This window comes from Pseudomonas sp. PS01300 (genome assembly GCF_029960155.1).
GTDB lineage: Bacteria > Pseudomonadota > Gammaproteobacteria > Pseudomonadales > Pseudomonadaceae > Aquipseudomonas > Aquipseudomonas palmensis.
In genome coordinates this window covers 1-25,253 of the sequence record NZ_JASCPN010000050.1, presented here as the reverse complement: position 1 = coordinate 25,253, position 25,253 = coordinate 1, and the positions used below count along the sequence as shown (strand labels likewise).

The 25,253-nt window shown below is 65.1% G+C and carries 22 protein-coding genes and 1 tRNA gene; 12 read left to right on the top strand and 11 right to left on the bottom strand.

Annotated features, from left to right (window positions below; genetic code table 11):
* Positions 1–2 precede the first annotated feature (2 nt).
* From QMX96_RS20385 to QMX96_RS20350, 8 genes are all read right to left on the bottom strand, one after another.
* Positions 3–4,643, bottom strand: coding sequence for a hypothetical protein (locus QMX96_RS20385; RefSeq protein ID WP_282362297.1), 4,641 nt, complete (start codon positions 4,641–4,643; stop codon positions 3–5).
* Positions 4,644–4,738: 95 nt separating this feature from the next.
* A complete protein-coding gene (locus tag QMX96_RS20380) occupies positions 4,739–5,479 on the bottom strand; it encodes an ABC transporter substrate-binding protein (protein ID WP_282362296.1) in 741 nt (246 codons plus the stop codon).
* Positions 5,480–5,603: 124 nt separating this feature from the next.
* Positions 5,604–6,374 (bottom strand): imidazole glycerol phosphate synthase subunit HisF, encoded by a 771-nt coding sequence (gene hisF, locus QMX96_RS20375; RefSeq protein ID WP_043862206.1) that lies wholly within the window; start codon positions 6,372–6,374, stop codon positions 5,604–5,606.
* Positions 6,375–6,384: 10 nt separating this feature from the next.
* The gene (gene hisA, locus QMX96_RS20370; protein ID WP_043862207.1) at positions 6,385–7,122 is read right to left on the bottom strand and encodes a 1-(5-phosphoribosyl)-5-[(5-phosphoribosylamino)methylideneamino]imidazole-4-carboxamide isomerase; all 738 of its coding nucleotides are present in this window, start codon (positions 7,120–7,122) and stop codon (positions 6,385–6,387) included.
* 41 nt (positions 7,123–7,163) lie between these two features.
* Positions 7,164–7,424: a DUF2164 domain-containing protein gene (locus QMX96_RS20365; RefSeq protein ID WP_043862208.1), complete on the bottom strand. Its 261-nt coding sequence runs from the start codon at positions 7,422–7,424 to the stop codon at positions 7,164–7,166.
* Positions 7,424–8,062 (bottom strand): imidazole glycerol phosphate synthase subunit HisH, encoded by a 639-nt coding sequence (gene hisH / locus QMX96_RS20360; protein WP_043862209.1) that lies wholly within the window; start codon positions 8,060–8,062, stop codon positions 7,424–7,426. Before hisH ends, QMX96_RS20365 begins: the two co-directional genes overlap by 1 nt.
* Complete coding sequence (hisB, locus tag QMX96_RS20355) at positions 8,062–8,655, bottom strand: imidazoleglycerol-phosphate dehydratase HisB (protein WP_043862210.1); 594 nt, start codon at positions 8,653–8,655, stop codon at positions 8,062–8,064. The genes hisH and hisB overlap by 1 nt, the downstream gene beginning before the upstream one ends.
* A 185-nt stretch (positions 8,656–8,840) precedes the next feature.
* Positions 8,841–10,499, bottom strand: coding sequence for an OFA family MFS transporter (locus tag QMX96_RS20350; RefSeq protein ID WP_054915788.1), 1,659 nt, complete (start codon positions 10,497–10,499; stop codon positions 8,841–8,843).
* Between the two features lie 326 nt (positions 10,500–10,825).
* On the opposite strand from QMX96_RS20350, the gene QMX96_RS20345 reads away from it, so the two are divergent.
* The 5 genes from QMX96_RS20345 (at position 10,826) to QMX96_RS20325 (ending at position 15,087) form a co-directional block, all read left to right on the top strand.
* Complete coding sequence (locus tag QMX96_RS20345; RefSeq protein WP_282362295.1) at positions 10,826–13,060, top strand: AsmA family protein; 2,235 nt, start codon at positions 10,826–10,828, stop codon at positions 13,058–13,060.
* The gene (gene mutY, locus QMX96_RS20340) at positions 13,057–14,124 is read left to right on the top strand and encodes an A/G-specific adenine glycosylase (RefSeq protein WP_043862213.1); all 1,068 of its coding nucleotides are present in this window, start codon (positions 13,057–13,059) and stop codon (positions 14,122–14,124) included. Before QMX96_RS20345 ends, mutY begins: the two co-directional genes overlap by 4 nt.
* Positions 14,121–14,393: an oxidative damage protection protein gene (locus QMX96_RS20335; RefSeq protein WP_043862214.1), complete on the top strand. Its 273-nt coding sequence runs from the start codon at positions 14,121–14,123 to the stop codon at positions 14,391–14,393. Before mutY ends, QMX96_RS20335 begins: the two co-directional genes overlap by 4 nt.
* Before the next feature lie 91 nt (positions 14,394–14,484).
* Positions 14,485–14,560, top strand: a tRNA-Phe gene (locus QMX96_RS20330).
* A 116-nt stretch (positions 14,561–14,676) separates the two neighbouring features.
* Positions 14,677–15,087, top strand: coding sequence for a hypothetical protein (locus QMX96_RS20325; RefSeq protein ID WP_054915790.1), 411 nt, complete (start codon positions 14,677–14,679; stop codon positions 15,085–15,087).
* Between the two features lie 12 nt (positions 15,088–15,099).
* Here QMX96_RS20325 and QMX96_RS20320 read toward each other — a convergent pair whose 3' ends face one another.
* Entirely contained in the window at positions 15,100–15,756 is a 657-nt protein-coding gene (locus tag QMX96_RS20320) for a Fe2+-dependent dioxygenase (RefSeq protein WP_282362294.1), read from the bottom strand.
* 160 nt (positions 15,757–15,916) lie between these two features.
* On the opposite strand from QMX96_RS20320, the gene QMX96_RS20315 reads away from it, so the two are divergent.
* The 7 genes from QMX96_RS20315 (at position 15,917) to QMX96_RS20285 (ending at position 23,961) form a co-directional block, all read left to right on the top strand.
* Positions 15,917–18,868, top strand: a complete 2,952-nt coding sequence (locus tag QMX96_RS20315) for an autotransporter domain-containing protein (protein ID WP_116052506.1) — start codon at positions 15,917–15,919, stop codon at positions 18,866–18,868.
* A 170-nt stretch (positions 18,869–19,038) separates the two neighbouring features.
* Positions 19,039–19,473, top strand: coding sequence for a hypothetical protein (locus QMX96_RS20310; protein ID WP_043862216.1), 435 nt, complete (start codon positions 19,039–19,041; stop codon positions 19,471–19,473).
* Positions 19,474–19,786: 313 nt separating this feature from the next.
* The gene (locus QMX96_RS20305) at positions 19,787–20,560 is read left to right on the top strand and encodes an ABC transporter ATP-binding protein (RefSeq protein ID WP_088514664.1); all 774 of its coding nucleotides are present in this window, start codon (positions 19,787–19,789) and stop codon (positions 20,558–20,560) included.
* Between the two features lie 13 nt (positions 20,561–20,573).
* Positions 20,574–21,335, top strand: a complete 762-nt coding sequence (locus QMX96_RS20300) for an ABC transporter substrate-binding protein (RefSeq protein WP_043862218.1) — start codon at positions 20,574–20,576, stop codon at positions 21,333–21,335.
* Positions 21,336–21,390: 55 nt separating this feature from the next.
* Positions 21,391–22,086 (top strand): ABC transporter permease, encoded by a 696-nt coding sequence (locus QMX96_RS20295; RefSeq protein ID WP_043862219.1) that lies wholly within the window; start codon positions 21,391–21,393, stop codon positions 22,084–22,086.
* Positions 22,083–22,772 (top strand): ABC transporter permease, encoded by a 690-nt coding sequence (locus tag QMX96_RS20290; protein WP_043862220.1) that lies wholly within the window; start codon positions 22,083–22,085, stop codon positions 22,770–22,772. The genes QMX96_RS20295 and QMX96_RS20290 overlap by 4 nt, the downstream gene beginning before the upstream one ends.
* Positions 22,753–23,961, top strand: a complete 1,209-nt coding sequence (locus QMX96_RS20285; protein WP_282362293.1) for a methyltransferase — start codon at positions 22,753–22,755, stop codon at positions 23,959–23,961. The genes QMX96_RS20290 and QMX96_RS20285 overlap by 20 nt, the downstream gene beginning before the upstream one ends.
* 227 nt (positions 23,962–24,188) lie before the next feature.
* Here QMX96_RS20285 and mdtI read toward each other — a convergent pair whose 3' ends face one another.
* The gene (mdtI, locus tag QMX96_RS20280) at positions 24,189–24,518 is read right to left on the bottom strand and encodes a multidrug/spermidine efflux SMR transporter subunit MdtI (protein WP_043862222.1); all 330 of its coding nucleotides are present in this window, start codon (positions 24,516–24,518) and stop codon (positions 24,189–24,191) included.
* Entirely contained in the window at positions 24,512–24,871 is a 360-nt protein-coding gene (locus QMX96_RS20275) for a multidrug/spermidine efflux SMR transporter subunit MdtJ (protein ID WP_043862223.1), read from the bottom strand. Before QMX96_RS20275 ends, mdtI begins: the two co-directional genes overlap by 7 nt.
* Positions 24,872–25,253 lie beyond the last annotated feature (382 nt).

Here is a 25,253-nt window from a genome sequence, read left to right as displayed (position 1 = left end):
GCCTACGCCAGGGGGCGTAGCGGAAACCAGCCCTTGATGAAGGCCGGGGTGAGGTCGGCGCGCCAGATCACGCCCATCTTGCCGGTGGTTTTCGCCTCTTCGAGCAGGTCGGCATAGCCTTTGGTGCGTTGCGCCTCCAGTTTGATGTGGCCCTTGCTGAACGCTGCCGTGGGCGTGTCCAGGGCAGGATAGTGCAGGTGCACGTACCATTTGTCGCCGCCCGCCACACGCACTTCGTACTCGTCGATGAAGTCGCCGGCCGCCAGGGCCTTGCGCGGCGCCTTGAATTCGATGTGCAGTTGCTTGCGCTCCCACAGATACAGCAGGTTGCGCGCGGTGGGCTTCTGCGCCTTGCACATGCTCAGGCGCAGGGCATCGGCTGCGTCCCTGAGCCCCTGGGCCTCCTGGCGCAGCTGGGCAACGGTGGCCTGCTCGGTATCGGGCAGGCCGCTGTGGCGCTCGAAGTCATCCGCCACGCGGATCAGCCGATCGGCCAGGATGGTCAGCGGGAACACGATATCCCCCGGTTGATGCCCGCTGCCGGACAACCCCTGCTGCTTGGCCTTGAGCGGGGCGACCTGATCGAGCACCTGGCGCGCCTCGCTGCGCAGGGCCTTGCGCGGCTTGAGGCCGACCGGCGTGGCGGGCAGTACGGTCTTGATCGGGTTCCAGTCATCGCCGCCGTGCTCGCGGTAGGACGCCACGATGCGGTGGTTGGCATCCTCGATATCCACGATCGGCACCGGCTCGCCGGGCGATGGCGCCCGTACCCGCCCCACCACCACCCGGCGGGTACGCGTGACGATCACCTTGCGCTTGCGCGTCGGCCGGGGCGTCGTGCTGGTGGCCGGCACCGTGACCAGGCTGTCCAGTTCTGCCCTGGCGCTGGCATCGAGCTCGTCGAGTGTCTGCACGAACGCCGCCAGATAGTCCTTGCCGGGCACCGGCGCGAACAGGTCGCCCACATACTGGGCAACCGCCTTGGCCCGCGAGTAGCAGTGCGAGGCCTCGCGCAGCACCTGGATGCGCTCCTGGGGCGTGAACTCCTGGGCATCGATGCCCAGCTGCTCATGCGAAAGCACCCCGGCGACGATGTCCGGGTCCAGCAGCAAGTCCTTGTAGAACGGGCGCTGGGTGGCGTCCGCGATACGCGTGTCCAGGCTCATGTAGCCGAGGATTTCCAGGTAGGCCGTGCGGATGCGCTGGGCGCTGAACACCTTGAGCTCTTCACGCTTGGCCTCGCCATAGCGGATGATCTCGTCGGCCGTGGCCTTGACCGCCGGCTCGCGGCGAACCTCCTCGACCAGGGCGCTGCAGGCCTCGGCCTGCTCCAGGGCCAGCAGGTGGAACGTCTCGTTCTGCGTGTTGGCCTCCAGCAACGCGGAAAACGGCTGTGCGGTATCACCCAGGGTGACCTGGAACGCATTCTCGATCCAGGCATCGTGCAACGAGATCTTGAACTGCTTGCTGTGGTACTGGGCCTGCAACTGCAGGCGCGCCTGGAAGTTCATCCTGAAGTTCAGGTTCAGCGCCTTGCTGTAGTCGGCCGCAGTGATATGGCCGTAGAAATCCGCCAGTTTCAGGGTTTCGCGGGCTTCGAGGGTGGTGCGCAGCAGGTCCTTGGCCACCTCGATGAAGGCGTCCTGCTCGACCTTGAGTGCCTGCTCGGCCACTTGCGCACGCGTGCGTGCCTGCTTCATCGCTACCAGCCGGGTCGCCGTGCGATCGAGCTGGTACTCGCGCTGGGCCTTGAACATCGGGTCGAGCAAGGCGTTGAGCTCGTTGACCTTGGGGGTCATGGCCACAATGCGCCTGAGGCAATCCTGCTGCGCCGACTCCAGCGTGGCGTTGAGCTGCTGAAGCTGCAGCCTGTTCTGCGCCTTCTTCTCCTGCAGGCTCATGCGCTTTTTCGGCCCGCCCCCGCGCAGCCCCAGGCGCAGGTCCAGTTGCCAGCTGCCTTCGCTGCTACGCCGCAGCCACGGGCCACGGCGGCGGCTGTCGAGGGGGTCGACGATGCAGAAGCGCCCCTCCACCTCCAGCACGCGGTACCAGCGGTCATCGAGTTTTACATGCGCGTACCCGTCGATCAGCGCCAGGCCGCGGCGCTCCCCCGTCTCGATCAGGCCGGTCGGCTCCTGGCCGGGCGTGACCTGCATCGGGCGCAGGAACGCACGCAGCTCGGGCGTCGCTTCGTTGCGCATGCCGCTCCAGGAGAAGTCCATGGCTGTCGGCAACGCATCGGCACTGCGCAGTTGCGGGCCCAGGGGTTGCTGCACCGGTACCAGCACGCCGGTCACCGGCAGCTCGCCGCGCACCGGCAACGTTTGCTGCAGCATCGAGGGCTGCACCTTGATCGGCGTCGCGCGCGCCATGCCGACCTCCCCGGCCCCGTGCATGAACACCGTGCTCAGGTTGAACAGCAGGTCGACCACGGCCTGGGCGCGCGTGGTGTCATCCCCCTCGCGCAGCGCCTTGAAGTCGCTGTCCAGGCTGCTGACCAGTTGCACCAGCCATCCGGCGACAGCTGTCGGCCCACGCAGGTAAGGCAGCGCGATATTGAACAGCAGCCAGCCCGCCTCCTTGAAGCGCAGCCAGCGATCTTCGGCGTTGGATACCGATTGCCGGTCACCCAGGGTGATCAGCGCATCCACCGTACTGGTGTAGAAATGCGCCAGCAGGTCACCGGTCAGCGCAGCGCCGCCAAGACGCGGCACGTTCGCCCCCGGCACAGCCACCGGTTCATCCACCGTGATACCCAGGTGAGGGTTGGCAAAGCCGCCATTGGCATAGATGCGCCGGGCGTCCCGTCCCATCCAGCTCAGCACGCTGGCTTGCAGCTCGGGCTCCTCGAGGGCCTTGAACAATGCAGCCTCGCTGGCAAATTCGCGCAGCAGGGGCTCGAACAGCGGTCGGTACAGCACCCGCTCGGGCCTGCCGGGCAGGGCGAACACGAACATGTTGTCGACCTCGTCAGGGCTGGCCCCTTCGCCACTGAGGAAGGTCAGCGGGCGCACCTCGACCCGGTCGGTCTGGTCGGTGCTCATGGCGTAGTCCACGCAGCGCAGGCCCTGGCGGGTGAAGCCTTGCTCGCCCCTGATCCGGTATTCCAGCGCCAGCAATGGCAGTTGTGCGCGCAGCGTGTCGGCGAACAGCTGCCGACGCTCGTCGGCCTGGCGTGCATCGGTGCGCATGGCCTGTTCGATCACTGCCAGGTAGTTGGCCCCGACATCCACGGCGGTGATGAGTGTCATCACATACTCGGCGCTCAGCCATGCGGCGATCTCGTCGCCATCGGCATGGGCAATGCTCATCGGGCCCTTGGGCAGGCCGGACAGGTTTTCCAGCGCGGCATCCACCAGCAGCAGCCTGACCGTCTCGACGAAGCCGAAGCCACCCTGGCCATAGGGCACCTGGAAGGTCAGCACCAGCTTGTAGGGGTCGTAGGTCGGACCGTCCGGTTGATCTGCCGCCATGCGCTCGCCCAGCGCCTTGGCGGCATAGTCACGCAGGGTCGGGATACCGTGGTCATAGGCCTTGCCGGCATTGTGCTGGTGCGCCAGCGCCATGCTCAGCCATTGCATGCGGTAGTCCAGGTAATCGGCCCCCGAAGCCTGCTTGAGCCATGCCGGCAGCTGGCCAAGCACCTGAGTGTCGGCAGGCGTCGGCACGAATGCCCGGTTGCCGGCCAGGCGCGCAGCCACATCGGACACCGTGGCAAACAACCCCTCGAGCTCAGTCACCGACTGCCCGCCCAGGCGCAGCGCCTGCACGTCGCGCAGTTGCTGATCGAGCAACGCCTCGGCCTGGACCCTGAACGGATTGCCTTCGACCTCCAGCAACTGCCACTGCAGCCCGACCAGCCGATAGGCGCCTTCGAGTTCGTCGGTCAACGCCTCGCCGAACGCCTTCAGCGAGGCGTGGGCGCTGACCTGACCTGCGGGCGTACAGCGCAGCACCTGCTCGCCGCGGACCAACACCAGATCGCTGAGCAGCATCTGCGTGCTGGTCAGGCTGGCGTCGAGCTGCAGTTGCACCAGGTACACCCGCACGGCCTGCTCGCCCTGGGCCTGGCGCAGCGACCAGCGTGGCCATTGCAGCACCTGGCCCAGCATCCCGGCCCAGGCCTGTTTGCCGCCGGCGTGTGGCACCAGGGCCTGGGCCAGGGTTCTGGCCAGCCAGCTCAGGCGCGGAACGCCTTCACTGCCCCTGGCCTGCCAGTAGTTCATCAGAGCCCGCTGGAACTCGGCCACGATGCCGTCGGCAAACACCTTGATCATTTCGCGCAGGGTGTCCGCATCAAGTGCATGGCCCTGCAGCTTGAGTTTCACCGCGTCGGCCTGGCCCAGAAAACCGGACAAGCCACCCGCATGCATCTGCAACGGTTCCCAGGTGCACAGGTTGTCCAGTGCAGCGTCCACCAGCGGGCGTACCTGATAGAACTGCGCGCTGCTGTCGGGCACGTACAAACGCAGCGCCTCCACATCGGCGGACAGCCCGGGGAAGTACTCGCGCAGCAAGCGCTCCAGCAGCGTGGCGCTGGTGCTGCGCAGGGTCGGGCGGCTGGCGAACTGCTCGGCCACCATGGCGGCGAGGGCATTGTCGGGTTCGGGCGTGGGCAGGTCTTGCAGGATATGCAGTGGCATCTAACACCTTCCATGAGTGATCGGGCTGTGCAATTCACAGCGACGATCCATCACAGCAGCCCGGTGCATGGCCGCGGCACTACATAGTTAGGCGCTTACAGGTAGCGGGCGAAGGTGGCGTCGACGAAGCCTTCGTCGCGCAACTGGTCCAGGCTGTGCTGGAGCTTTTCCACCACCGCATCGGGTACCTGGCGGTTGAGTGCCAGGTACAGCTGGGCGCCGTTGAAGCGCAGCACGGTCTTGAGCTGGGTGATACCGATCTGGCGGGCCAGGTAGCGCCCGGCGAGGTCACCGGTGGCCCACAGGTCGATCTGGCCTTCGAGCAGCTTGCGCGCGTTGTCCTGGTCGCGCAGCACGGTGATCGGCTTGAGCCCCTTGCTGCTCAGGTGCTGGGCGATGGCATCGCCTTTATAGGCACCGATCCGGTAGCCGCGCGCGTCGCCGAGGTGTTCGAGGGTGATGGGGCTGTCGGGGCGGGCCAGCAGAATCCAGTCGTCGGGGCCCAGCGGCCCGACCCACTTGAAGAGCTTTTCGCGGTCGGGTTGGCGGGCCATCACGAACACACCGTGGTTGGGGCTGTTCAGGGCCTGCTGGTACACGCGTTCCCACGGGAAGCGCAGGGTCATGCTGTAGGGGATGGCGGCGCGCTTGAACATCTCGCGAACCAGGTCGGCGGCGATGCCCTGGATCCTGTCTTCGCGGGCGAAGTTCTTGCCGTCGCTGGCCATGTTGTAGGGCGGGAAGTTTTCGGTGAGCAGCACCATCGGGTCCGCGGCGCGGACGGTGGCAGCGAGGGAGAAGAGGCTGACGAGCACGACGAGCAAGCGTGTGAACATAGGATGGACCCGATTCCCTGGCGATGTGCCTGCATTACCTTAACAGCAAATGCTTCGCCGGCAAGGCCGGCTCCTACAGGTTCGCTGCAGTGTAGGAGCCGGCCTTGCCGGCGAATGCGGCCGCTCAGCGCACGCAGATGCCGCGCTGCGCCATGTAGGCCTTGGCTTCAGGCACTGTGTACTCGCCGAAGTGGAAGATGCTGGCCGCCAGCACTGCGCTGGCATGCCCTTCCAGGATACCGTCGGCCAGGTGCTGCAGGTTGCCCACACCACCGGAGGCGATCACCGGAATGCCCAGCGCGTCGCTGATGGCGCGGGTCACGCCCAGGTCGAAGCCGCTCTTCATGCCGTCCTGGTCCATGCTGGTGAGCAGGATCTCGCCCGCGCCCAGGCCTTCCATCTTCTTCGCCCACTCCACCGCATCCAGCCCGGTAGGCTTGCGCCCGCCGTGGGTGAAGATCTCCCAGCGCGGGGTTTCGCCCGGGCCGGAGACCTTCTTGGCATCGATGGCAACCACGATGCACTGCGAGCCGAAATGCTGCGCGGCCTCGCCCACGAACTCGGGGTTGAACACCGCTGCGGTGTTGATCGAGACCTTGTCGGCACCGGCGTTGAGCAGGTTGCGGATATCCTGCACAGTGCGCACGCCGCCGCCCACGGTCAGCGGAATGAACACCTGGCTGGCCATGCGCTCGACGGTATGCAACGTGGTGTCGCGGCCATCGACGCTGGCAGTGATGTCGAGGAAGGTGATCTCGTCGGCACCCTGCTCATCGTAGCGACGGGCGATTTCCACCGGGTCGCCGGCATCACGGATGTTCTCGAACTTGACGCCCTTGACCACTCGACCGTTGTCGACGTCCAGGCAAGGGATGATGCGTTTGGCCAGCGCCATGCCGTTCTCCTCAGCCTTTGTAGCTGTCGCAGAAGGCTTGCGCCTCGGCCACATCCAGCGTGCCTTCGTAGATCGCACGGCCGGTGATGGCGCCGATGATCCCCGGTGCCCTGGCGTCGAGCAGGGCCTTGATGTCACCCAGGTTGTGGATGCCACCGGAGGCGATCACCGGGATCTTGGTGGCGGCAGCCAAAGCGGCGGTGAACGGCACGTTGCAGCCTTGCATCATGCCGTCCTTGGCGATGTCGGTGTAGACGATCGCCGAGACGCCATCGGCCTCGAAACGCTTGGCCAGGTCGATGACCTGCACCGAGCTGACCTCGGCCCAGCCGTCGGTGGCCACGAAGCCGTCCTTGGCGTCCAGGCCCACGATCACCTTGCCGGGGAACGCACGGCAGGCTTCGGCCACGAACTCGGGTTGCTTGACCGCCTTGGTGCCGATGATCACGTAGCTGACGCCGGCCTTGACGTAGTGCTCGATGGTTTCCAGCGAGCGGATGCCGCCGCCGATCTGGATCGGCAGGTTCGGGTAGCGCTTGGCAATGGCAGTCACCACCTCGCCGTTGACCGGCTGGCCTTCGAAGGCACCGTTCAGGTCGACCAGGTGCAGGCGGCGGCAGCCACCGTCGACCCATTTGGCGGCCATGCTCACCGGGTCATCGGAAAATACCGTGGAATCTTCCATGCGGCCTTGGCGCAAACGTACGCAAGCACCGTCCTTGAGATCGATAGCGGGAATAATCAGCATCTGGGGAACCTGTCTATTCGGTAAACAGTGAGCTCGGGAAGTCAGTTCTTCTCGAGCGACCACAAGTCGCTTTCAATGCTTTCGAACCTCTCTTTGAGGTGCGCCTGCACATCGAAAATCGCCCTGTTGTAGTAATGCGGTGCAATCTCCTGGCTGAACAGCTCCAGCACTTCAGCCACCTCGAACGAACCCAGCTCAAGCTCGAAGCGGTCTTCGAGAAAACGCTTGAGCTTGGCCAGCGCCTCGCGCTCTTCTTCAGGCGCGAGGGTGAGGATCGGCCGCTTGGCGCGGGACTTGCCCATTACCGGCGACCATCCCAGCCGGCGAAGTTCTGCAGCAGCTGCAGGCCATGGGTATGGCTCTTCTCCGGGTGGAACTGCACGGCAAAGCGCGAGCCGTCGGCCAGCGCGGCGGCAAAGTCGACGCCATAGTGACCACTGCCCGCCACCTGCGCCGCGTTGGCGGCGGTGATGTAGTAGCTGTGCACGAAGTAGAAGCGCGCACGGTCGGGGATGTCGTGCCACAGCGGGTGGTCGATGGCCTGGGATACTTCGTTCCAGCCCATGTGCGGCACCTTAAGGTGCTCGCCGTCCTCGTGCAGGCCCTTGCCGAAAAAGCGCACATTGCCCGGGAACAGGCCGATGCAATCGACGCCGTCGTTCTCTTCGCTGTGGTCGAGCAGGGCCTGCATGCCCACGCAGATGCCGAGGAAGGGGCGGTCCTGGCTGACTTCACGCACCAGGCTGTCGAAGCCCAGGCGGCGAATCTCGGCCATGCAGTCGCGGATCGCGCCCACACCCGGGAACACCACGCGGTCGGCCTCGCGGATCACCGCAGCATCGCTGGTGATCAGCACCTTGCCGGCGCCCACGTGCTCCAGGGCCTTGGCCACCGAGTGCAGGTTGCCCATGCCGTAGTCGATAACGGCTACCGTCTGCATTACAGGCAGCCCTTGGTCGACGGCATCTGGCCGGCCATGCGTTCGTCCAGCTCGATGGCCATGCGCAGTGCGCGGCCGAAGGCCTTGAACACGGTCTCGATCTGGTGGTGGGTGTTGTGCCCGCGCAGGTTGTCGATGTGCAGCGAGACGTTGGCGTGGTTGACGAAGCCCTGGAAGAATTCCTGGAACAGGTCGACGTCGAAACCGCCCACGGTGGCGCGGGTGAAGGGCACGTGCATCTCCAGGCCCGGGCGGCCGGAGAAGTCGATGACCACGCGCGACAGCGCCTCGTCCAGCGGCACGTAGGCATGGCCGTAGCGGCGGATGCCCTTCTTGTCGCCGATGGCCTGGTTGAATGCCTGGCCCAGGGTGATACCGACGTCTTCGACGGTATGGTGATCGTCGATGTGCAGGTCGCCCTTGCACTCGATGTCCAGATCGATCAGCCCATGTCGGGCGATCTGGTCGAGCATGTGTTCGAGGAAAGGCACACCGATATCGAATCGGGCCTTGCCGCTGCCATCCAGGTTAATCGAGGCCTTGATCTGGGTTTCCAGAGTATTGCGCTCGACGCTAGCCGTACGTTCGACCATCACCAGCTCCGCAAAATCATTGGGCGAAAAAGGTGTCCATTATAGGCCTAGATACGCGTGGCTTGGAACGAAGAAGACAGTTGGCGGGGAATTTGCGTCAGCAGTACCGGCCTCATCGCGGGTCAAGCCCGCTCCCACACGGTCAGCAGAGATCCTTGTAGGAGCGGGCTTGACCCGCGCTGCCTTTAATGGAACAGCACCGCTGTCTTCTGCAGGGTCACCCACACCCCCCACGCCAGCGGAATGCCCACCACCAACCACGCGGCAATCACCAGCGGCCGGCTGCCCGGCGCGGCCTTCCACTCCAGCACGGTGCTGCCATTGGCGCCCTTGTCGTGCCCCAGCGCCTGTTCGGCCGCCAGTTGCGCATCGGTCATGAAGTACTTGTCGGCCACCGGCCGCACCAGCGCGTTGCACAAAAAGCCCAGCGCCAGCAGCCCGGCCAGGATGTACAGGGTCATGTCATACGCCGCCGCCCGCTCCACGCCCATCTCCAGCTGATATTCGCGCAGGTAGGTGATCAGCACCGGGCCCAGCACCCCGGCTGCCGCCCAGGCGGTCAGCAGGCGACCGTGAATGGCGCCCACCATCTGCGTGCCGAACAGATCGGCCAGGTACGCCGGCACCGTGGCGAAGCCGCCACCGTACATCGACAGGATGATGCAGAACGCCGCCACGAACAGCGCGATGTTGCCCAGGTGGCCCATGTTCGGGATCAGCGCATACAGCGCCACGCCCAGGGCGAAGAAGGCGAAATAGGTGTTCTTGCGCCCGATGTAGTCGGAGAACGAGGCCCAGAAGAAACGCCCGCCGATGTTGAACAGGCTAAGCAATCCGGTGAAGCCGGCGGCAATGGCGGCAATCTGCGCCAGTTGCGTGGCATCCAGCTGGCTGAAGCTCAGGTCGTTGCCCAGTAGCTTGCCGGCGAACACTTCCTGCAGCAGCGGCGAGGCCATGCCCAGAATGCCGATGCCGGCCGACACGTTAAGGCACAGCACCAGCCAGATCAGCGCGAACTGCGGCGTCTTCCACGCCACGCTGACGTGCACGTGGCGGTGGGTGATCATCGCGTTGCCGGCCTTTTTCTGCGGCGCGCTCCAGCCTTCGGGCTTCCAGCCGGTGGGCGGCACGCGGTAGGCCAGGGCGCCGCCGAGCATGAACACGAAGTAGATCAGCGCCATCACCACGAAGCTCTGCCACACGCCCACCCCGTCAGGGCCGGCGAAGTGGCTCATCAGCGCCGCCGCCAGTGGCGCGCCGACCATGGCGCCGCCGCCAAAGCCCATGATCGCCATGCCGGTGGCCATGCCGCGCTTGTCCGGGAACCACTTGATCAGCGTCGATACCGGCGAAATGTAGCCCAGCCCCAGGCCGATACCGCCGATCACGCCACTGCCCAGCCACATCAGCCACAGCTGGTGGGTGTACACCCCCAGCGCCGACATCAGCAGGCCACCGCACCAGCACAGGGTCGAGACCACCCCGGCCTTGCGCGGCCCGGCATGCTCCAGCCAGCCGCCCCAGATGGCCGCCGAACAACCGAGGAACACGAAGAACAGCGTGTAGATCCAGCTCAGCATCGAGATTGGCCAGTCGCACTCGGCGGTGAACAGGCGCGCCACGAAGCTCATCTCCGGCGCACACGCCACCGGCGCACTGATACCGATGGCCTGCGACAGCGGCAGCCAGAACACCGAAAAGCCATAGGCCATGCCGATGCACAGGTGAATGGCCAGGGCCGCCGGTGGCACCAGCCAGCGGTTGAAACCGGCCCTGGCGACAATGCGTTCCTTGGACAGGAAGCCGGGCGTACTGGCGATGCCGCCCACCGTAGTGCTGCTCATTGTTGTTCCCCTCGTGATATGGATGCTCCACCGACCAGGCCTGCTGCCTGCGACTTTGGCTGCCTGGGGCAGCACGTCGTTTATCTGGCAACCGGCCCTTTGACGCGACAATCGGCCGCAACGGGACCGTGGAGGCGCGAGAGAGTACCATTCGCCGCACTCGCTGAAATTAGGCTGATACTGTGGTTTTTGCGAAAACTGATACCCCCGTGTCAGGAACTGCCCCGCCGGTTGCTGTCCAAACCCGGGTCGCGCCGCGCCCGCGCGCCCTGCACGGGGCTATACTCTGCGGCTGAATTTTACAATCGGACTACAAGGACTCGCCCATGAAAGCGTTCGGCAAAATCCTGGGGCTGGTGATACTCGGGTTGTTGCTGATCATTGTGGCGCTGGGCTTTGCCCTGACCCACCTCTTCGATCCCAACGACTACAAAGACGAGATCCGCCAGCTGGCACGCGACAAGGCCCACGTCGAGCTGACGCTCAACGGCGACATCGGCTGGAGCCTGTTCCCGTGGCTGGGGCTGGAACTGCACGAGGCGAGCATCGCCACGCTCAACAATCCCAAGGTGCCATTCGCCGACCTGCAGATGCTCGGCCTGTCGGTGCGTGTACTGCCGCTGCTGCGCCGTGAAGTGCAGATGAGCGACGTGCGCGTCGAGGGCCTTAACCTGACCCTGGCCCGCGACGAGCACGGCCACGGCAACTGGGAAGACATCGGCAAGCCGCTGCCGGCCGCCACCCCGGCTGCACCGGCCGAAGGCAGCGCCGGCACACCCGCCCCAGGCGAGACCCCGGCCAAGCCGGCCGCCGCCGAGCGCCCGGTCAAGCTGGACATCGACAGCCTCACCGTGAACAACGCCAAGGTGCAGTACAGCGATGCGCAAAGCGGCCAGAGTTTCAGCGCCGAGAGCATCCAGCTGAGCACCGGCGCGGTTCACGAAGGGGTCAACATTCCGCTGACCATGACCGCCTTCTTCAGCGCTGGCCAGCCGGCCCTGCGCGCCCGCACCGAGCTCAAGGGCGAACTGCGCTTCGACCGTGCGCTCAAGCGCTACCAGTTCGAAGACATGAAGCTCAGCGGCGAAGCCTCCGGCGAGCCGCTGCAGGGCAAGACCATGACCTTCGCCGCCCAGGGCCAGTTGCTGGTGGACATGGCCGCGAACGTTGCCGAATGGAACGGCCTGAAGCTGTCGGCCAACCAGCTGCGCGCCCTGGGCGAGCTGAACGTGCGTGACCTGAACAGCACGCCCAAGCTCACCGGCGGCCTGTCCATCGCCCAGCTCGACCTGCGCACGTTCCTCGACAGCGTCGGCGTGGCAGTGCCACCGATGGCCGATGCCGCCACCCTGGGCAAGTTCGAGCTGGTCAGCCGCCTGGAAGGCAGCCCCACCCGCCTGGCCCTGGAAGACCTGGCAGTGAAGCTCGACGACAGCACCTTCACCGGCCGCCTGGCGGTGGATGACTTCGCCAAGCAGGCCCTGCGCGTGCAGCTAAAAGCCGACACGTTCAATGCCGACCGCTACCTGCCGGCCAAGAGCGAGGCCGCCACCGGCGCCAAGGCCGCGCGCCAGGCCGAGGTGCAGCAGAACGAAGCCGGCGCGCTGGCCGGAGCCGGCACCACACCGCTGCCGGACGCACCCACCAAGACCGCCTGGAGCACCGACAAGCTGCTGCCGGTGGACCGCCTGCGCGTACTCGACCTGCAGGCAGACCTGAGCTTCGGCGTGCTCACCCTTGAACAGCTGCCTATCCAGAACGCCGTGCTCAAGGCCCGTGGCCAGGGCGGCCTGATCACCCTGGACACCCTGCAGGGCGGCCTCTACAACGGCGACTTCGCTACCAAGGGCACCCTCGACGTGCGCCCTGCGGTACCGCAGATCGGCCTGAGTACCCAGGTCAACCGCGTACCGGTGGAGCACTTCATCAAGAGCCAGACCGACACCCCGCCGGTCAAGGGCCTGCTGACCCTGAGCAGCAACCTGACCGGCAGCGGCAACAGCCAGAAGGCGCTGATCGACACCCTCAATGGCAACGCCAGCTTCGTCATCAACAACGGTGTGCTGGTCAATGCCAACCTCGAGCAGCAGCTGTGCCAGGGCATCGCCACCCTCAACCGCAAGGCCCTGAGCGGCGAACCACGCGGCAAGGACACCCCGTTCCAGGAACTCAAGGGCAGCCTGGTGCTGCGCAACGGCGTGGCCAGCAACCCGGACCTGAAGGTGCGCATCCCGGGCCTGACCGTCAACGGCCACGGCGACCTCGACCTGCGCGTGCTGGGCATGGACTACCGCGTGGGCGTGATCGTCGAGGGCGACAAGCGCGACATGCCCGACCCGGCCTGCCAGGTCAACGAGCGCTACGTGGGGCTGGAATTCCCACTGCGCTGCCGTGGCCCGCTGGAGCTGGGTGCCAAGGCCTGCCGCGTGGACAAGGACGGCCTGGGCAAGCTGGCCGGCAAGGCGCTGGGCAACAAGCTGCAGGAAAAGCTCAACGAAAAGCTGGGTGACAAGGTCAGCCCCGAACTCAAAGACGCACTCAAGGGCCTGTTCAAACGATGAATCCCGAGCAGTTTTCCAGCGCCGTGCTGGAATGGTACGACCGTAACGGCCGCCACGACCTGCCCTGGCAACAGGGCATCACCCCGTACCGGGTGTGGGTGTCGGAGATCATGCTGCAACAGACCCAGGTGAGCACCGTGCTCAACTACTTCGGGCGCTTCATGCAAGCCCTGCCCAGCGTCGAGGCCCTGGCCGCGGCGCCGGAGGACGAGGTGCTGCACCTGTGGACCGGGCTGGGCTACTACACCCGCGCGCGCAACCTGCAGAAGACCGCGAAGATCGTGGTGGAGCAGTACGCCGGCCAATTCCCGCGCGATGTCGAGAAGCTCACCGAGCTGCCCGGCATCGGCCTGTCCACTGCCGGGGCAATCGCCAGCATCAGCATGGGCCTGCGTGCGCCGATCCTGGACGGCAACGTCAAGCGCGTGCTGGCCCGCTACACCGCGCAGGAAGGCTACCCGGGCGAGCCCAAGGTGGCCAAGGCGCTGTGGGCCAACGCCGAGCGTTTTACCCCCCACAGCCGGGTCAACCACTACACCCAGGCGATGATGGACCTGGGCGCCACCCTGTGCACGCGCAGCAAGCCCAGTTGCCTGCTGTGCCCGCTGGAGCGCGGCTGCGAGGCGCACATGCTCGGCCAGGAGATCCGCTACCCGATCCCCAAGCCGCGCAAGACCCTGCCCCAGCGCAGCACACTGATGCCGCTGCTGGCCAACAACGAGGGCGCCATCCTGCTGTACCGGCGCCCGTCCAGCGGCCTGTGGGGCGGTTTGTGGAGCCTGCCGGAGCTGGACAGCCTCGACGACCTGCAACACCTGGCCGAGCAGCACGGGGTGAACCTGGGCGAGCCCGTGGCGCTGGACAGCCTGACCCACACCTTCAGCCACTTCCAGCTGGCGATCCAACCCTGGCTGGTGCCGGTGGCCCCCCAGGGTGACCACGTGGCCGAGGCCGACTGGCTCTGGTATAACCTCGCCACCCCGCCGCGCCTGGGCCTTGCTGCCCCGGTCAAGAAACTGCTCAAACGCGCGGCCCACGTATTGAATGCAGGAGAGTCGTCATGACCCGCACCGTAATGTGCCGCAAGTACAAAGAAGAGCTGCCTGGCCTGGAGCGCCCGCCGTATCCCGGCGCCAAGGGCCAGGACATTTTCGAGCATATCTCGCAGAAGGCCTGGGCCGACTGGCAGAAGGAACAGACCATGCTGATCAACGAGAAGCGCCTGAACATGATGAACGCCGAGGACCGCAAGTACCTCCAGGGCGAGATGGACAAGTTCTTCTCCGGCGAAGAATACGAGAAGGCCGAAGGCTACGTGCCGCCTGCCGAATAACCCCGGAAATTCGTAAGCGACGGAATTAATTTAATAAATTTTCAAAAAGTCGTTGACGCAAATCCGAAAAACGCTTTTAATGCGCCCCGTTGCCCAGATAGCTCAGTCGGTAGAGCAGGGGATTGAAAATCCCCGTGTCGGCGGTTCGATTCCGTCTCTGGGCACCACTAATACCGAAAAGCCCCAAGCGAAGTGATTCCTTGGGGCTTTTTATTGCCTGCGATTTGGTGCTCGCCAGGTCGACACCTTCGCCGGCCAGGCCGGCGCCTACCAGGGTTCATGGATGAAAAGGCTTGTGATGACGGCGCTTGCGCTGGTGTGCCTGAACGGTTGCGTCGGTTTCAAGTCCGCCTCGCCCCAGACCCGCGTCGAAAAGACCGACACCTACCGCCAGCTGCTCGGCCGTGATATCACCCCGCACATCACCCGCACCGAACGTTCCGAAGCCACCCGGGAATGGTGCGGCATCAGCCTGTGGCTGGTGGTGCTGCCCGTGCCGCTGAAGCTGCCGGTGTGCTCGACCTACACCGAAGCCGCGTTCGGCCACGACAGGTTCGGCGACGAGCGCGTGCTGATGTACACCACCCACAGCGTCGACAAGAACCCCTACCTCAATGCCTGCGGCCCGTTCATGTTCCTGGCGCCGATCATGCACGGCTATGAAGGCAATGCGCTGTGCGGGCGGCTGCCCTGACCCGCCAGGCGCTCAGTCGCACCACATGCGAACCAGCCGCTGGATGCACTCGTTGGTCTGCACGGCCAGTGCCTGATGCTGCCCGCCCTGCCCCAGCGCAGGCGGCACTGCCTTGAGCTTGGCGATGATCTCGCGTTGCCCGGCATCGCGGATACGGCTCTGGATCCAGCCCACTGCGGCATGCCTCACCCCTGCCGTGACCTCCCTCACCTCATGCAGCGCCCCGCTCGGGTACAGCAGCAGGCTGCCGGCCGGCAACTTGAAGCTGAACTGCTGCCCCTCGCTGTCGATGACCAGTTCACCACCCGCGTAGCTGGCCGGATCATCCAGAAACAGGGTGTAGGAGATATCGGTTCGCAAGTCGCCGATATGCGCAGCATCGGCATGCATGCCGTAGGCCATGCCCACCGCGTAGCGATTGATCATCGGCCGCCCCACATGCCAGGGCATCGCGAAAGCCTGCAGCAGCGGCTGCTCCAGCAGCGCCTGGGCGATGCAGTCGAGCAGCTCAGCATGGCCCTCCGGCGCCAGTTGCAGGTTGCGCTTGGCCGCCTGTGCGAGGCCGTTGGCGGTGGCCCGGCCATCGCTGAAAGAACCCTTGCCGAGCGCTGCGCGAACCTGTGTGAACAAGGGCGCCGACAACGCGTTTTGGATGATCAGATAGTGCACGGAATTGTCCTGATGACGGCGCTTTGACGCCAATTCTACAGCGCTAAAACTAATTGTTTGGGGATGTTAAAAGCGTGATGCCACTCTGCTAGCATCGCATGCTTTTTGGCCGAAAAGGCCCCTGCCAACACCCTAAAACTACAATCGAGCAAGCACCACCATGAACAAGAGCTACAAGCTGATCTTGAACCGCCACCTGGGCGTTTTTCAGGTAGCGCCGGAGACCGCACGGTCGGCCGGCAAGGGGAGTGGCACGATTGGTACGGGCGCACGGCTGCGCCCTCTGGCACACGCGGTACTGCTGGCACTGCTGGGGAGCAGCCCGCTGGCAATGGCTGCATCGGGCAGCTGCACACTGGTCGGCACCGGCACCCTCAGTGGCGTGTGCCAGGGCGATAGCGGCATGTCGGCACCAGGCGCCAGCGGCGACCCGGGCGGCAGCGGCACTGCCGCCGCCACAGGCAGCGGCTATGACTACAGCAGCAGCGCCACACTGGTGGGCGGCGGTGGCGGCCAGGGCGGCAACAGCGAAGCAGGTATCGGCAGCGCCGGTGGTGCAGGTGGCGCGGGCTTGAGCGGTGCCGGCCGTTTCATCAACAACGCCAGCATCAGCGGCGGCGCCGGTGGCCGTGGCGGCAATTCCAGCGCTCTGCCGAACAGCACTCCAGGCAACGGTGGCAAAGGCGGCACTGGCGTTGTTGCATCAGGCCTGTGGCTGAGCAACCAGAGCGCCATCGCTGGCGGCAACGGCGGGGCAGGTGGCGACAACATCAATCCGCTCCCCAGCGCGAACAGTAGCGGCGGCAACGGTGGCGAGGCCGTGGCGGGCAACCATTTCACCCTGATCAACGACGGCAGTGTGGTCGGCGGCGCGGGCGGTAGTGCCGGCATGGGGGCCATGCCAGGCATGGGCGGCATCGGTGGCAGTGGCGCAACTGCGGTGAGCGGCGATGGCTTTGTCGTGGTCAACAACGGCATTGTCCTTGGCGGTGCCGGTGGCACCAGCAGCCCGATGATGCCGATCGGCTCGCAAGGCGGTAGCGGCATCTCGGGCTCCAACTTCGAGGTCCGCAACAACACCGGCGCCACCATCAGCAGCGGCGCGAGCGCTCCGGGTGGCATGTTCATGGGCAGTGGGCCTGCCATCCAGAGCAGCGGCGGCTCCACCATCTACAACGCCGGCACCATCAGCAACAGCTCGATTTCCGGCACGGCCATCATGCTCAGCGGGGGCAGCAACACCCTGGTATTGGAAAACGGCTCCAACATCCAGGGCTTGACCTTTGCCGGCAGCGCCGACACGTTCGCCCTAGGCGGGTCGGCAGACAGCGCCTTCAACCTAAGCGAGCTGAACACCCGGTACATCGGTTTCGGCACGTTCGACAAGCGCGATGCCAGCACCTGGACACTGAGCGGCGACAGCACCGGCACCACCCTCTCTCGCTGGAACGTCAAGCAGGGCACCCTGCGCACCGCGAACGGCACCACCCTGACGGGTAGCGTCAACGTGCAGCAGGGCGGCACATTGCAACTGGGCAACACTCGCATCAATGGCGCACTGGTAAACGACGGCACGCTGCAGCTGGGCCACGCCGCCAGCCCCCGCCCCTATGTCTATGTGGACGGCAGCTTCAGCCAGAGCAGAAATGGCGTGTACCGCATTGCCGCCGAGTCCAATGACAGCGAGGGCGGCTACAGCCGGCTGTCCGCCTCGGGCAACGTCACCCTGGCCGGCAACGCTGCCGTGGACGTGGCCCAGGCCAATCGCCTGGCCATCGGCCAGAGCCTGGACAACGTGGTGTACACCAGCGCAGCGCTGAGCGGCAACTTCGCGAAAGTCACCGACAACAGTGCGCTGTTCGACTTCAAGAGTGTCGCCACTAACGGAGTTGGCGGCCACGTCGACTTCCAGGTAGTAAAGGCCACGACCATCGTCGACATCATCGATGGCGGAACCAAGCCGAAGCCGCCGACCAAGCCTACCCCGACACCTGAAGACAACCAGCCGTCCATCAGCGGCAACAAGCCGGCACGCGGCGCGGCTCAGGTACTGGACACCATCATCGGCCAGGGCACCGATAACGCCGGCATGCAGCAGGTCATCACCTCGCTGGGCAAGCTGAGCACCAACCAGCAGGTCTCCGACGCGGTCAGCCAGACCCTGCCGCTGCTGGTCGGCAGTTCGCAAGCGGCCGCCAATGCTTCGCTCACCGCGATCCACGATGTGGTACAGGCGCGGGTCAGCCAGGGCCGCGGCTTGTCTTCGGGTGACGAGGTGCTAGGCGATCGCGAACTGTGGGTCAAGACCTTCGGTTCGTGGGGCGATCAGAACGAGCGCAATGGCGTCTCGGGCTTCGAGGTCAACAGCCAGGGCATCGTCTTCGGCGCCGACGCGGCCATCAACCCTCAGAGCCGTGTGGGCCTGGCCTTCGCCTACGCCAAAAGCGACATCAACGGTGACTCCAAGGCAGCCCCCAACAGCGCCGACATGGATATGTACCAGCTGATCGGTTACGGCAGCTACGACCTGGACGACGCGACCCAGCTGACCTACCAGCTCGATTATGGCCAGGGCCGCACCGAGGGCAAGCGCAAGATCCTGTTCATGGGCACCGAGGCCAAGTCCAGGTACGACAGCCAGGTCGTGCATGCAGGCGTGGGCCTGGGCCACACGCTACGCCTGGGCCAAGCCACCGAGCTGACGCCGAGCGTGCGCGCGGACTATACCTGGGTCGGGGACGAGGGCTACCGCGAAACCGGTGCCGGCGCGCTCAACCTGGATGTCGATCGCCGTGACAGCGAAAGCCTGGTACTGGGTGCCGACGCCGAACTGGTGCACCTGTTCAGCGAGCGGCTGTCCACCAGCCTCAAGCTGGGCGTGGGCTATGACACCATCGGCGAACGTGCCTCGCTCACCAGTGCCTACGCTGGCGAGCCAGGCCTGTCGTTCCGTACCCAGGGCCTGGACCCTAGCCCGTGGCTGGGTCGTGGCGGTGTGGGCGTCAGCTACCGCGTCACCGACAGCACCGAGCTGAGCGCCAACTACGATGCCGAATACCGTGAGGACTTCCTCAACCAGTCGGCATCGCTGAAAGTGCGCTGGGCGTTCTGACTGGCAGGTTGAGGCGGTAACTGCCAAGCCCCTGGGTCGCGAGACCCAGGGGCTTTTTCGTGCGCATCGGTTGGCCCGCTGGCCACAGCGGCCGGTGTCGACGGCTTGGGTTTCCTCGTGGAGTGGGGTTCAATAGCGCCACGCATCACTTCTTTCAAGGATTACCCGCAATGGCTTCCAGCAGCAAACAGCAAAAACGCGCCAAGCGCGCCGCCAGCAAGGCCCGCGAGAACCGCATGGTACGCAGCGGCCAGGCGGTCAAGAGCAGCGGCGAGAGCGCCAGCGCCAGCGTCGAGCAGGTGTTCACCAAGGCCATGGAATCGGGCAGCTACACCGCGCTGTTCGAAAAGATGAAACAGGCCCAGGACACCGGCCTGGCCTCGATGATTGCCGTGTTCCTGGTCGACCCGCTGCTGGCCCTGGTGCTCAAGGGGCACAAGGAAGAACACTCCACCGACTACATCTGCAAGGTGTTCTGCGCCTACCGCCACTGGCTGGACGGCACCGAAGAGGCCCAAGCGATGCAGTGGCTGGAGAGCGACGAGTTCCAGGACGCCTATGTGCAGGCCTCGGAGATCGTCTCCAAGCAGAAGAAATTCGGTTGAGCAACGACCCGGGCTGCGCCGCAGCCCAGGGCCGGCAAAACCCCCGGATGCTGTGCAACCGGTCAAAAACGGCTTTCCAGCATCGGCCAAAACTGGCACCATCGCGCCTTTTTTCATCACGGCTACGGCCCGTGGAAATGGGGCGCGCGGTCATCCGCGCGACAGTCCGCTGCATCGATGCGACACCCACCTGCCCACAGGCCCTTCGCCCCGCCCGCCGTTGTTGGCTGTCGTTCGAGCGCTATGCTAGCGTTGCGCCTCGCCAGGAAGGCCGACAACAGCAGGCACGCACCAGAACTCAAGAGGACCGCACATGGCCCAGGCCACGCCCGCGCTGGAAATCCGCAACCTGCACAAGCGCTACGGCGCGCAGGAGATTCTCAAGGGCATTTCGCTGACCGCCCGCGACGGCGACGTGATTTCGATCCTGGGATCGTCCGGTTCCGGCAAGTCCACCTTGCTGCGCTGCATCAACCTGCTGGAAAACCCCCACGAAGGCCAGATCCTGGTCGCCGGTGAAGAGCTCAGGCTCAAGGCCGGCAAGAACGGCGAACTGATCGCCGCCGACAACAGGCAGATCAACCGCCTGCGCAGCGAGATCGGCTTCGTGTTCCAGAACTTCAACCTGTGGCCGCACATGAGCGTGCTCGACAACATCATCGAGGCGCCGCGCCGCGTGCTCGGCCAGAGCAAGGCCGAGGCCATCGAGCACGCCGAGGCGCTGCTGGACAAGGTCGGCATCCACAACAAGCGTCACAGCTACCCGGCCGAACTCTCCGGCGGCCAGCAGCAGCGTGCCGCCATTGCGCGCACCCTGGCGATGAAGCCCAAGGTCATTCTGTTCGACGAGCCCACCTCGGCGCTGGACCCGGAAATGGTCCAGGAAGTGCTCAACGTGATCCGCGCGCTGGCCGAAGAAGGCCGTACCATGCTACTGGTTACCCATGAAATGAGCTTCGCCCGGCAGGTGTCCAGTGAAGTCATCTTCCTGCACCAGGGCCTGGTGGAAGAGCAAGGATCGCCGCAGCAGGTTTTCGAAAACCCGAACTCGGCGCGTTGTAAACAATTCATGTCCAGCAACCGCTAACGGAGCAACACGCATGCAGAACTACAAGAAATTCCTCCTGGCCGCTGCCGCCACCCTGGTGTTCTCGGCCAACGCCATGGCCGCCGAAAAGCTGAAAATGGGCATCGAAGCGGCCTACCCGCCCTTCAACAACAAGGATGCCAGCGGCCAGGTCGTAGGCTTCGACAAGGACATCGGCGACGCCCTGTGCGCCAAGATGAAGGTCGAATGCGAAGTGGTCACCTCCGACTGGGACGGCATCATCCCGGCCCTGAACGCCAAGAAATTCGACTTCCTGATCTCGTCGCTGTCGATCACCGACGAGCGCAAGCAGGCCGTTGACTTCACCGACCCGTACTACTCCAACAAGCAGCAGTTCATCGCCCCGAAAAACGTCGACTTCAAGACCGACCGCGCCTCGCTCAAGGGCAAGACCATCGGCACCCAGCGCGCCACCCAGGCCGCAACCTGGCTGGACGACAACGGCGGCATGGACGGCGACTTCAAGGTCAACCTGTACGACGGCCAGGAAAACGCCTACCTGGACCTGACCTCCGGCCGCCTGGACGCCATCCTGGCCGACAAGTACGCCAACTACGACTGGCTCAAGTCCGATGCCGGCAAGAACTACGAGTTCAAGGGCGACCCGGTCAACGAGAGCGACAAGGTCGGCATTGCCGTGCGCAAGGGTGACACCCAGCTGCGCGACAGGCTGAACGCCGCCCTCAAGGAAATCGTTGCCGACGGCACCTACAAGAAGATCAACGACAAGTACTTCCCTTTCAGCATCTATTGATTCGCCCGACCGGCACCGCCCCTGCGGCGGTGCCCGTCCCTGAACAAGCCTGCCCATGAATATTGATCTCTACGGATTCGGTCCGGCCCTGGCGGCTGGCACCCTGATGACCGTGCAACTGGCGCTGTCGGCCCTGTGCCTGGGGCTGGTGCTGGGGTTGCTCGGCGCCCTGGCCAAGACCTCGCCGTACAAGCCGCTGCAGTGGCTTGGCGGTTTCTACTCGACCCTGGTGCGCGGCGTGCCCGAGCTGCTGTGGGTGTTGCTGATCTACTTCGGCACCGTCAGCCTGATGAGCAAGCTGGGCGACCTCCTGAATATTCCCGGCCTTGAGCTGAGCGCCTTTGCTGCCGGCGTGATCGCTCTGGGCCTGTGCTTCGGTGCCTATGCCACCGAAGTGTTCCGTGGCGCGATCCTGGCCATCCCCAAAGGCCACCGCGAAGCGGGCCTGGCCCTGGGCCTGTCCAAAGCGCGGATCTTCTCGCGGCTGATCCTGCCGCAGATGTGGCGCATCGCCCTGCCCGGCCTGGGCAACCTGTTCATGATCCTGATGAAGGACACCGCGCTGGTATCGGTGATCGGCCTTGAAGAGATCATGCGCCACTCGCAGGTGGCCGTGACCGTCACCAAGCAGCCGTTCACCTTCTACATGGTGGCGGCAATCATCTACCTGGGCCTGACCATCCTTGCGATGATCGGCATGCACTTCCTGGAAAAACGCGCCGCACGCGGCTTCGCGAGGGCCAACCAATGAACTGGGAAGTGATCATCAAGTGGCTGCCACGCCTGGCCCAGGGCGCAACCCTGACCCTGGAGCTGGTGGCCATTGCGGTCATCGCCGGGCTGATCCTGGCCATCCCGCTGGGCATCGCCCGCTCCTCGCGCCACTGGTATGTGCGCGCGCTGCCGTATGGCTACATCTTCTTCTTCCGCGGCACGCCGCTGCTGGTGCAGCTGTTTCTGGTGTACTACGGCATGGCGCAGTTCGAGATCGTGCGCAACAGCGCCCTGTGGCCGTACCTGCGCGATCCGTTCTGGTGCACCGTGCTGACCATGACCCTGCACACCGCCGCCTACATCGCCGAGATCCTGCGGGGCGCGCTGCAGGCCATCCCGCGCGGGGAGATCGAGGCGGCGCGGGCGCTGGGCATGTCCCGGGCCAAGGCGCTGTTCTACATCATGCTGCCGCGCGCGGCGCGCATCGGCCTGCCGGCCTACAGCAACGAAGTGATCCTGATGCTCAAGGCCAGCGCCCTGGCCAGTACCGTGACCCTGCTGGAACTGACCGGCATGGCACGCACGATCATCGCGCGCACCTACCTGCCGGTGGAGATCTTCTTTGCCGCCGGCCTGTTCTACCTGCTGATCTCGTTCCTGCTGGTGCAGGGCTTCAAGGTGCTCGAGCGCTGGTTGCGGGTCGATGCCTGCCAGGGCCGCTGAGGTACTGCAGGGCGAGCCACTGCATAGCCGCTTCCAGGCCCTGGACAGCTTTTTGCTGGAGCACCAGGGCCTGTGGCGGCCGCGGCCGTTTACCCAGCTGCACCTGCCGTGGGAGCGCGAGCACCCCGCCCTGAGCCACTGGCTGCGCCAGCGGCCGCTGAGCGAGGCCGATACCCCGCCTGAAAACGCCCCCGCACCGTATCCACAGCTGGCCGCCCAGTGCCAGGCGCTGTCGGCGGTGGGCGAGTTATCCACAATCGAGCTGGCCCCTGCCAACCCGCGCCTGAACGTGGACGTGCCAGGGCGCAAATGGCAGCAGATCGAGGCCTTTGCCGGGCGCCTTGATTTTGCCCGCCAGCCCACGCACTGGCTGGACTGGTGTGCGGGCAAGGGGCACCTGGGCCGGCGCCTGCTGGGCCCGGCGCAGCAACTGACATGCCTGGAATACGACCCCGCGCTGGTGTTGGCCGGCGAACAGCTCAGCCAGCACCATCACCTGCCTGCGGAGCATCGCCTGCAGGACGTGATGGCCGCCGATGCTGCCACCCAGCTGGGCAGCCAGCACACCGCCGTTGCGCTGCATGCCTGCGGCGACCTGCACGTGCGCCTGATGCAACTGGCCAGCGCTGGCGGCTGCCGTCAGCTGGCGATTGCGCCGTGCTGCTACAACCGTATCAGCGCAGCGCACTACCAAGCGTTATCCACAGCCGCTCAAGCTTCGACGTTGAGCCTGTCGGTCGACGACCTGGGCCTGCCGCTGAGCGAAACCGTCACCGCCGGCAACCGCGTGCGCCGCCAGCGTGACGCGTCGATGGCGCGGCGGCTGGGCTTCGACCTGCTGCAGCGCGAGGTTCGCGGCTGCGACAGCTACCTGCCCACCCCTTCGCTGCCCAGCCACTGGCTGCACAAGCCCTTCGCCCAGTACTGCCAGGACCTGGCCGAACTCAAGGGGCTGCAGGTGACGGGTGCGCCCGACTGGGCGGCACTGGAACAGGCTGGCTGGGCGCGACTGGCCCGGGTGCGCAACCTTGAACAGGTGCGCAACCTGTTCCGCCGCCCGCTGGAGCTATGGCTGGTGTTGGATCGCGCACTGTACCTGGGCGAACAGGGCTTCGAGGTGCGCCTTGGCAGCTTCTGCCCCTACCCTCTCACGCCTCGGAATCTGATGCTTTTGGCAGAGCGCGGTTGACGTGCAAACCTGTGGATAAGTCTGTGCGCAACATTTTGATGAATCGCTGAAAAAGCCGCCCGACAAGGGCTGGCGACAGCTGGTCATTTTTTGTTCACCTTCTAAACCTGAGCAAAAACAGCCATTTGCGCAAAGACGAACGGGCTGGCCACTGGCGATGCACTACGCGCCGAGTTGGCATGCAGCTTGTGCATAAGCATTTTCGCGAATGGCTCTAAGGGCTGCGATCAGGCCAGTTTCAGCAGGCCCATGCCGCCCAGCAGAAGCAGCAGGCCAAGCCAGCCGCGGCCGGCCAGGCGCTGGCCGAACAGGGCCCAGCCCATGGCCACGGTGGCAAGAATGCCGAAGCCGCCCCAGATGGCGTAGGCCATCGACAGGGGGATGTCCTTGACCGCCTGGGCCAGCGCCGTGAAGGCAGCCAGCACGCAGACGATCGACGCCGCCGCGACCCAGCGCTTGCGCAGGCCGTCGGAGTACTTGAGCAGCAGGTTGGCGAGCACTTCGAGCACGATGGCCAGTGCCAGCCAGGCAAAGGGGATCACTTGCAGGCTCAGCATGGCAGGGCCTCCCCGGTGGTTTCACGGCGGGCGCTGCGGGTACCGGACTTGATCAGCAGGATACCCGCGATCATCACGCCCAGGCCCAGGGCCTTGAGCAGGCCGATGCTTTCACCCAGCCAGGTGACGCTGACCACGGTGATCAGCACGATGCCGATGCCTTCCCACAGGGCGTAGGCCACACCCAGCGGCACGCGCTTCACGGCGAGCGCGAGGAAGCCGTAGGACAGGCCGATCATGGCGTACATGAGGGCGTGACCGAGAATCGGCGAATGATCGGCGGCGAATTTCATCGACGTGGTACCGATCACTTCGGCCACGATGGCGATGAACAGATAGATCCAGGAACGCATGGTGCCCTCCCATGGGCATTAGAAAAACGCGAGGGGCTGACGGCGGCGTCAGCAAAAAAGCCGGGGTTTGGGAGGGTGGCGCTAGAGGTCGCCGGTCCAGTGACGTTCACGGGAAACCAGGCGGGAGGTGAGGAGCGGCAACGCTTGAGTGTTCAACATAATGCACAACAAATTAGCTTAGCGCATTGCACAAGTCAAACCGATAGAGAATGACTAATGAATTTTGCTGAGGATTATTCGTTATTTGGTGAAAGCCCCTGAAAGGTGGCTGCAAGGCCCGTAAATTATAATTTCCAAACCCGGCGTAGCCTGTAAGGCCCAATCGCGGGTCAAGCCCGCTCCCACAAGGTTGGCGGCGATCCCTGTGGGAGCGGGCTTGACC

Coding starts and splice junctions, on each gene's coding strand:
- QMX96_RS20345 (WP_282362295.1), top strand. CDS start 10,826: ATGAAAGCGTTCGGCAAAATCCTGGGGCTGGTGATACTCGGGTTGTTG.
- mutY (WP_043862213.1), top strand. CDS start 13,057: ATGAATCCCGAGCAGTTTTCCAGCGCCGTGCTGGAATGGTACGACCGT.
- QMX96_RS20385 (WP_282362297.1), bottom strand. CDS start 4,643: ATGCCACTGCATATCCTGCAAGACCTGCCCACGCCCGAACCCGACAAT.
- QMX96_RS20365 (WP_043862208.1), bottom strand. CDS start 7,424: ATGGGCAAGTCCCGCGCCAAGCGGCCGATCCTCACCCTCGCGCCTGAA.
- QMX96_RS20335 (WP_043862214.1), top strand. CDS start 14,121: ATGACCCGCACCGTAATGTGCCGCAAGTACAAAGAAGAGCTGCCTGGC.
- QMX96_RS20310 (WP_043862216.1), top strand. CDS start 19,039: ATGGCTTCCAGCAGCAAACAGCAAAAACGCGCCAAGCGCGCCGCCAGC.
- hisF (WP_043862206.1), bottom strand. CDS start 6,374: ATGGCGCTGGCCAAACGCATCATCCCTTGCCTGGACGTCGACAACGGT.
- QMX96_RS20380 (WP_282362296.1), bottom strand. CDS start 5,479: ATGTTCACACGCTTGCTCGTCGTGCTCGTCAGCCTCTTCTCCCTCGCT.
- QMX96_RS20285 (WP_282362293.1), top strand. CDS start 22,753: ATGCCTGCCAGGGCCGCTGAGGTACTGCAGGGCGAGCCACTGCATAGC.
- QMX96_RS20300 (WP_043862218.1), top strand. CDS start 20,574: ATGCAGAACTACAAGAAATTCCTCCTGGCCGCTGCCGCCACCCTGGTG.
- QMX96_RS20315 (WP_116052506.1), top strand. CDS start 15,917: ATGAACAAGAGCTACAAGCTGATCTTGAACCGCCACCTGGGCGTTTTT.
- QMX96_RS20290 (WP_043862220.1), top strand. CDS start 22,083: ATGAACTGGGAAGTGATCATCAAGTGGCTGCCACGCCTGGCCCAGGGC.
- QMX96_RS20325 (WP_054915790.1), top strand. CDS start 14,677: ATGAAAAGGCTTGTGATGACGGCGCTTGCGCTGGTGTGCCTGAACGGT.
- hisH (WP_043862209.1), bottom strand. CDS start 8,062: ATGCAGACGGTAGCCGTTATCGACTACGGCATGGGCAACCTGCACTCG.
- QMX96_RS20295 (WP_043862219.1), top strand. CDS start 21,391: ATGAATATTGATCTCTACGGATTCGGTCCGGCCCTGGCGGCTGGCACC.
- mdtI (WP_043862222.1), bottom strand. CDS start 24,518: ATGCTGAGCCTGCAAGTGATCCCCTTTGCCTGGCTGGCACTGGCCATC.
- QMX96_RS20275 (WP_043862223.1), bottom strand. CDS start 24,871: ATGCGTTCCTGGATCTATCTGTTCATCGCCATCGTGGCCGAAGTGATC.
- QMX96_RS20305 (WP_088514664.1), top strand. CDS start 19,787: ATGGCCCAGGCCACGCCCGCGCTGGAAATCCGCAACCTGCACAAGCGC.
- hisB (WP_043862210.1), bottom strand. CDS start 8,655: ATGGTCGAACGTACGGCTAGCGTCGAGCGCAATACTCTGGAAACCCAG.
- hisA (WP_043862207.1), bottom strand. CDS start 7,122: ATGCTGATTATTCCCGCTATCGATCTCAAGGACGGTGCTTGCGTACGT.
- QMX96_RS20350 (WP_054915788.1), bottom strand. CDS start 10,499: ATGAGCAGCACTACGGTGGGCGGCATCGCCAGTACGCCCGGCTTCCTG.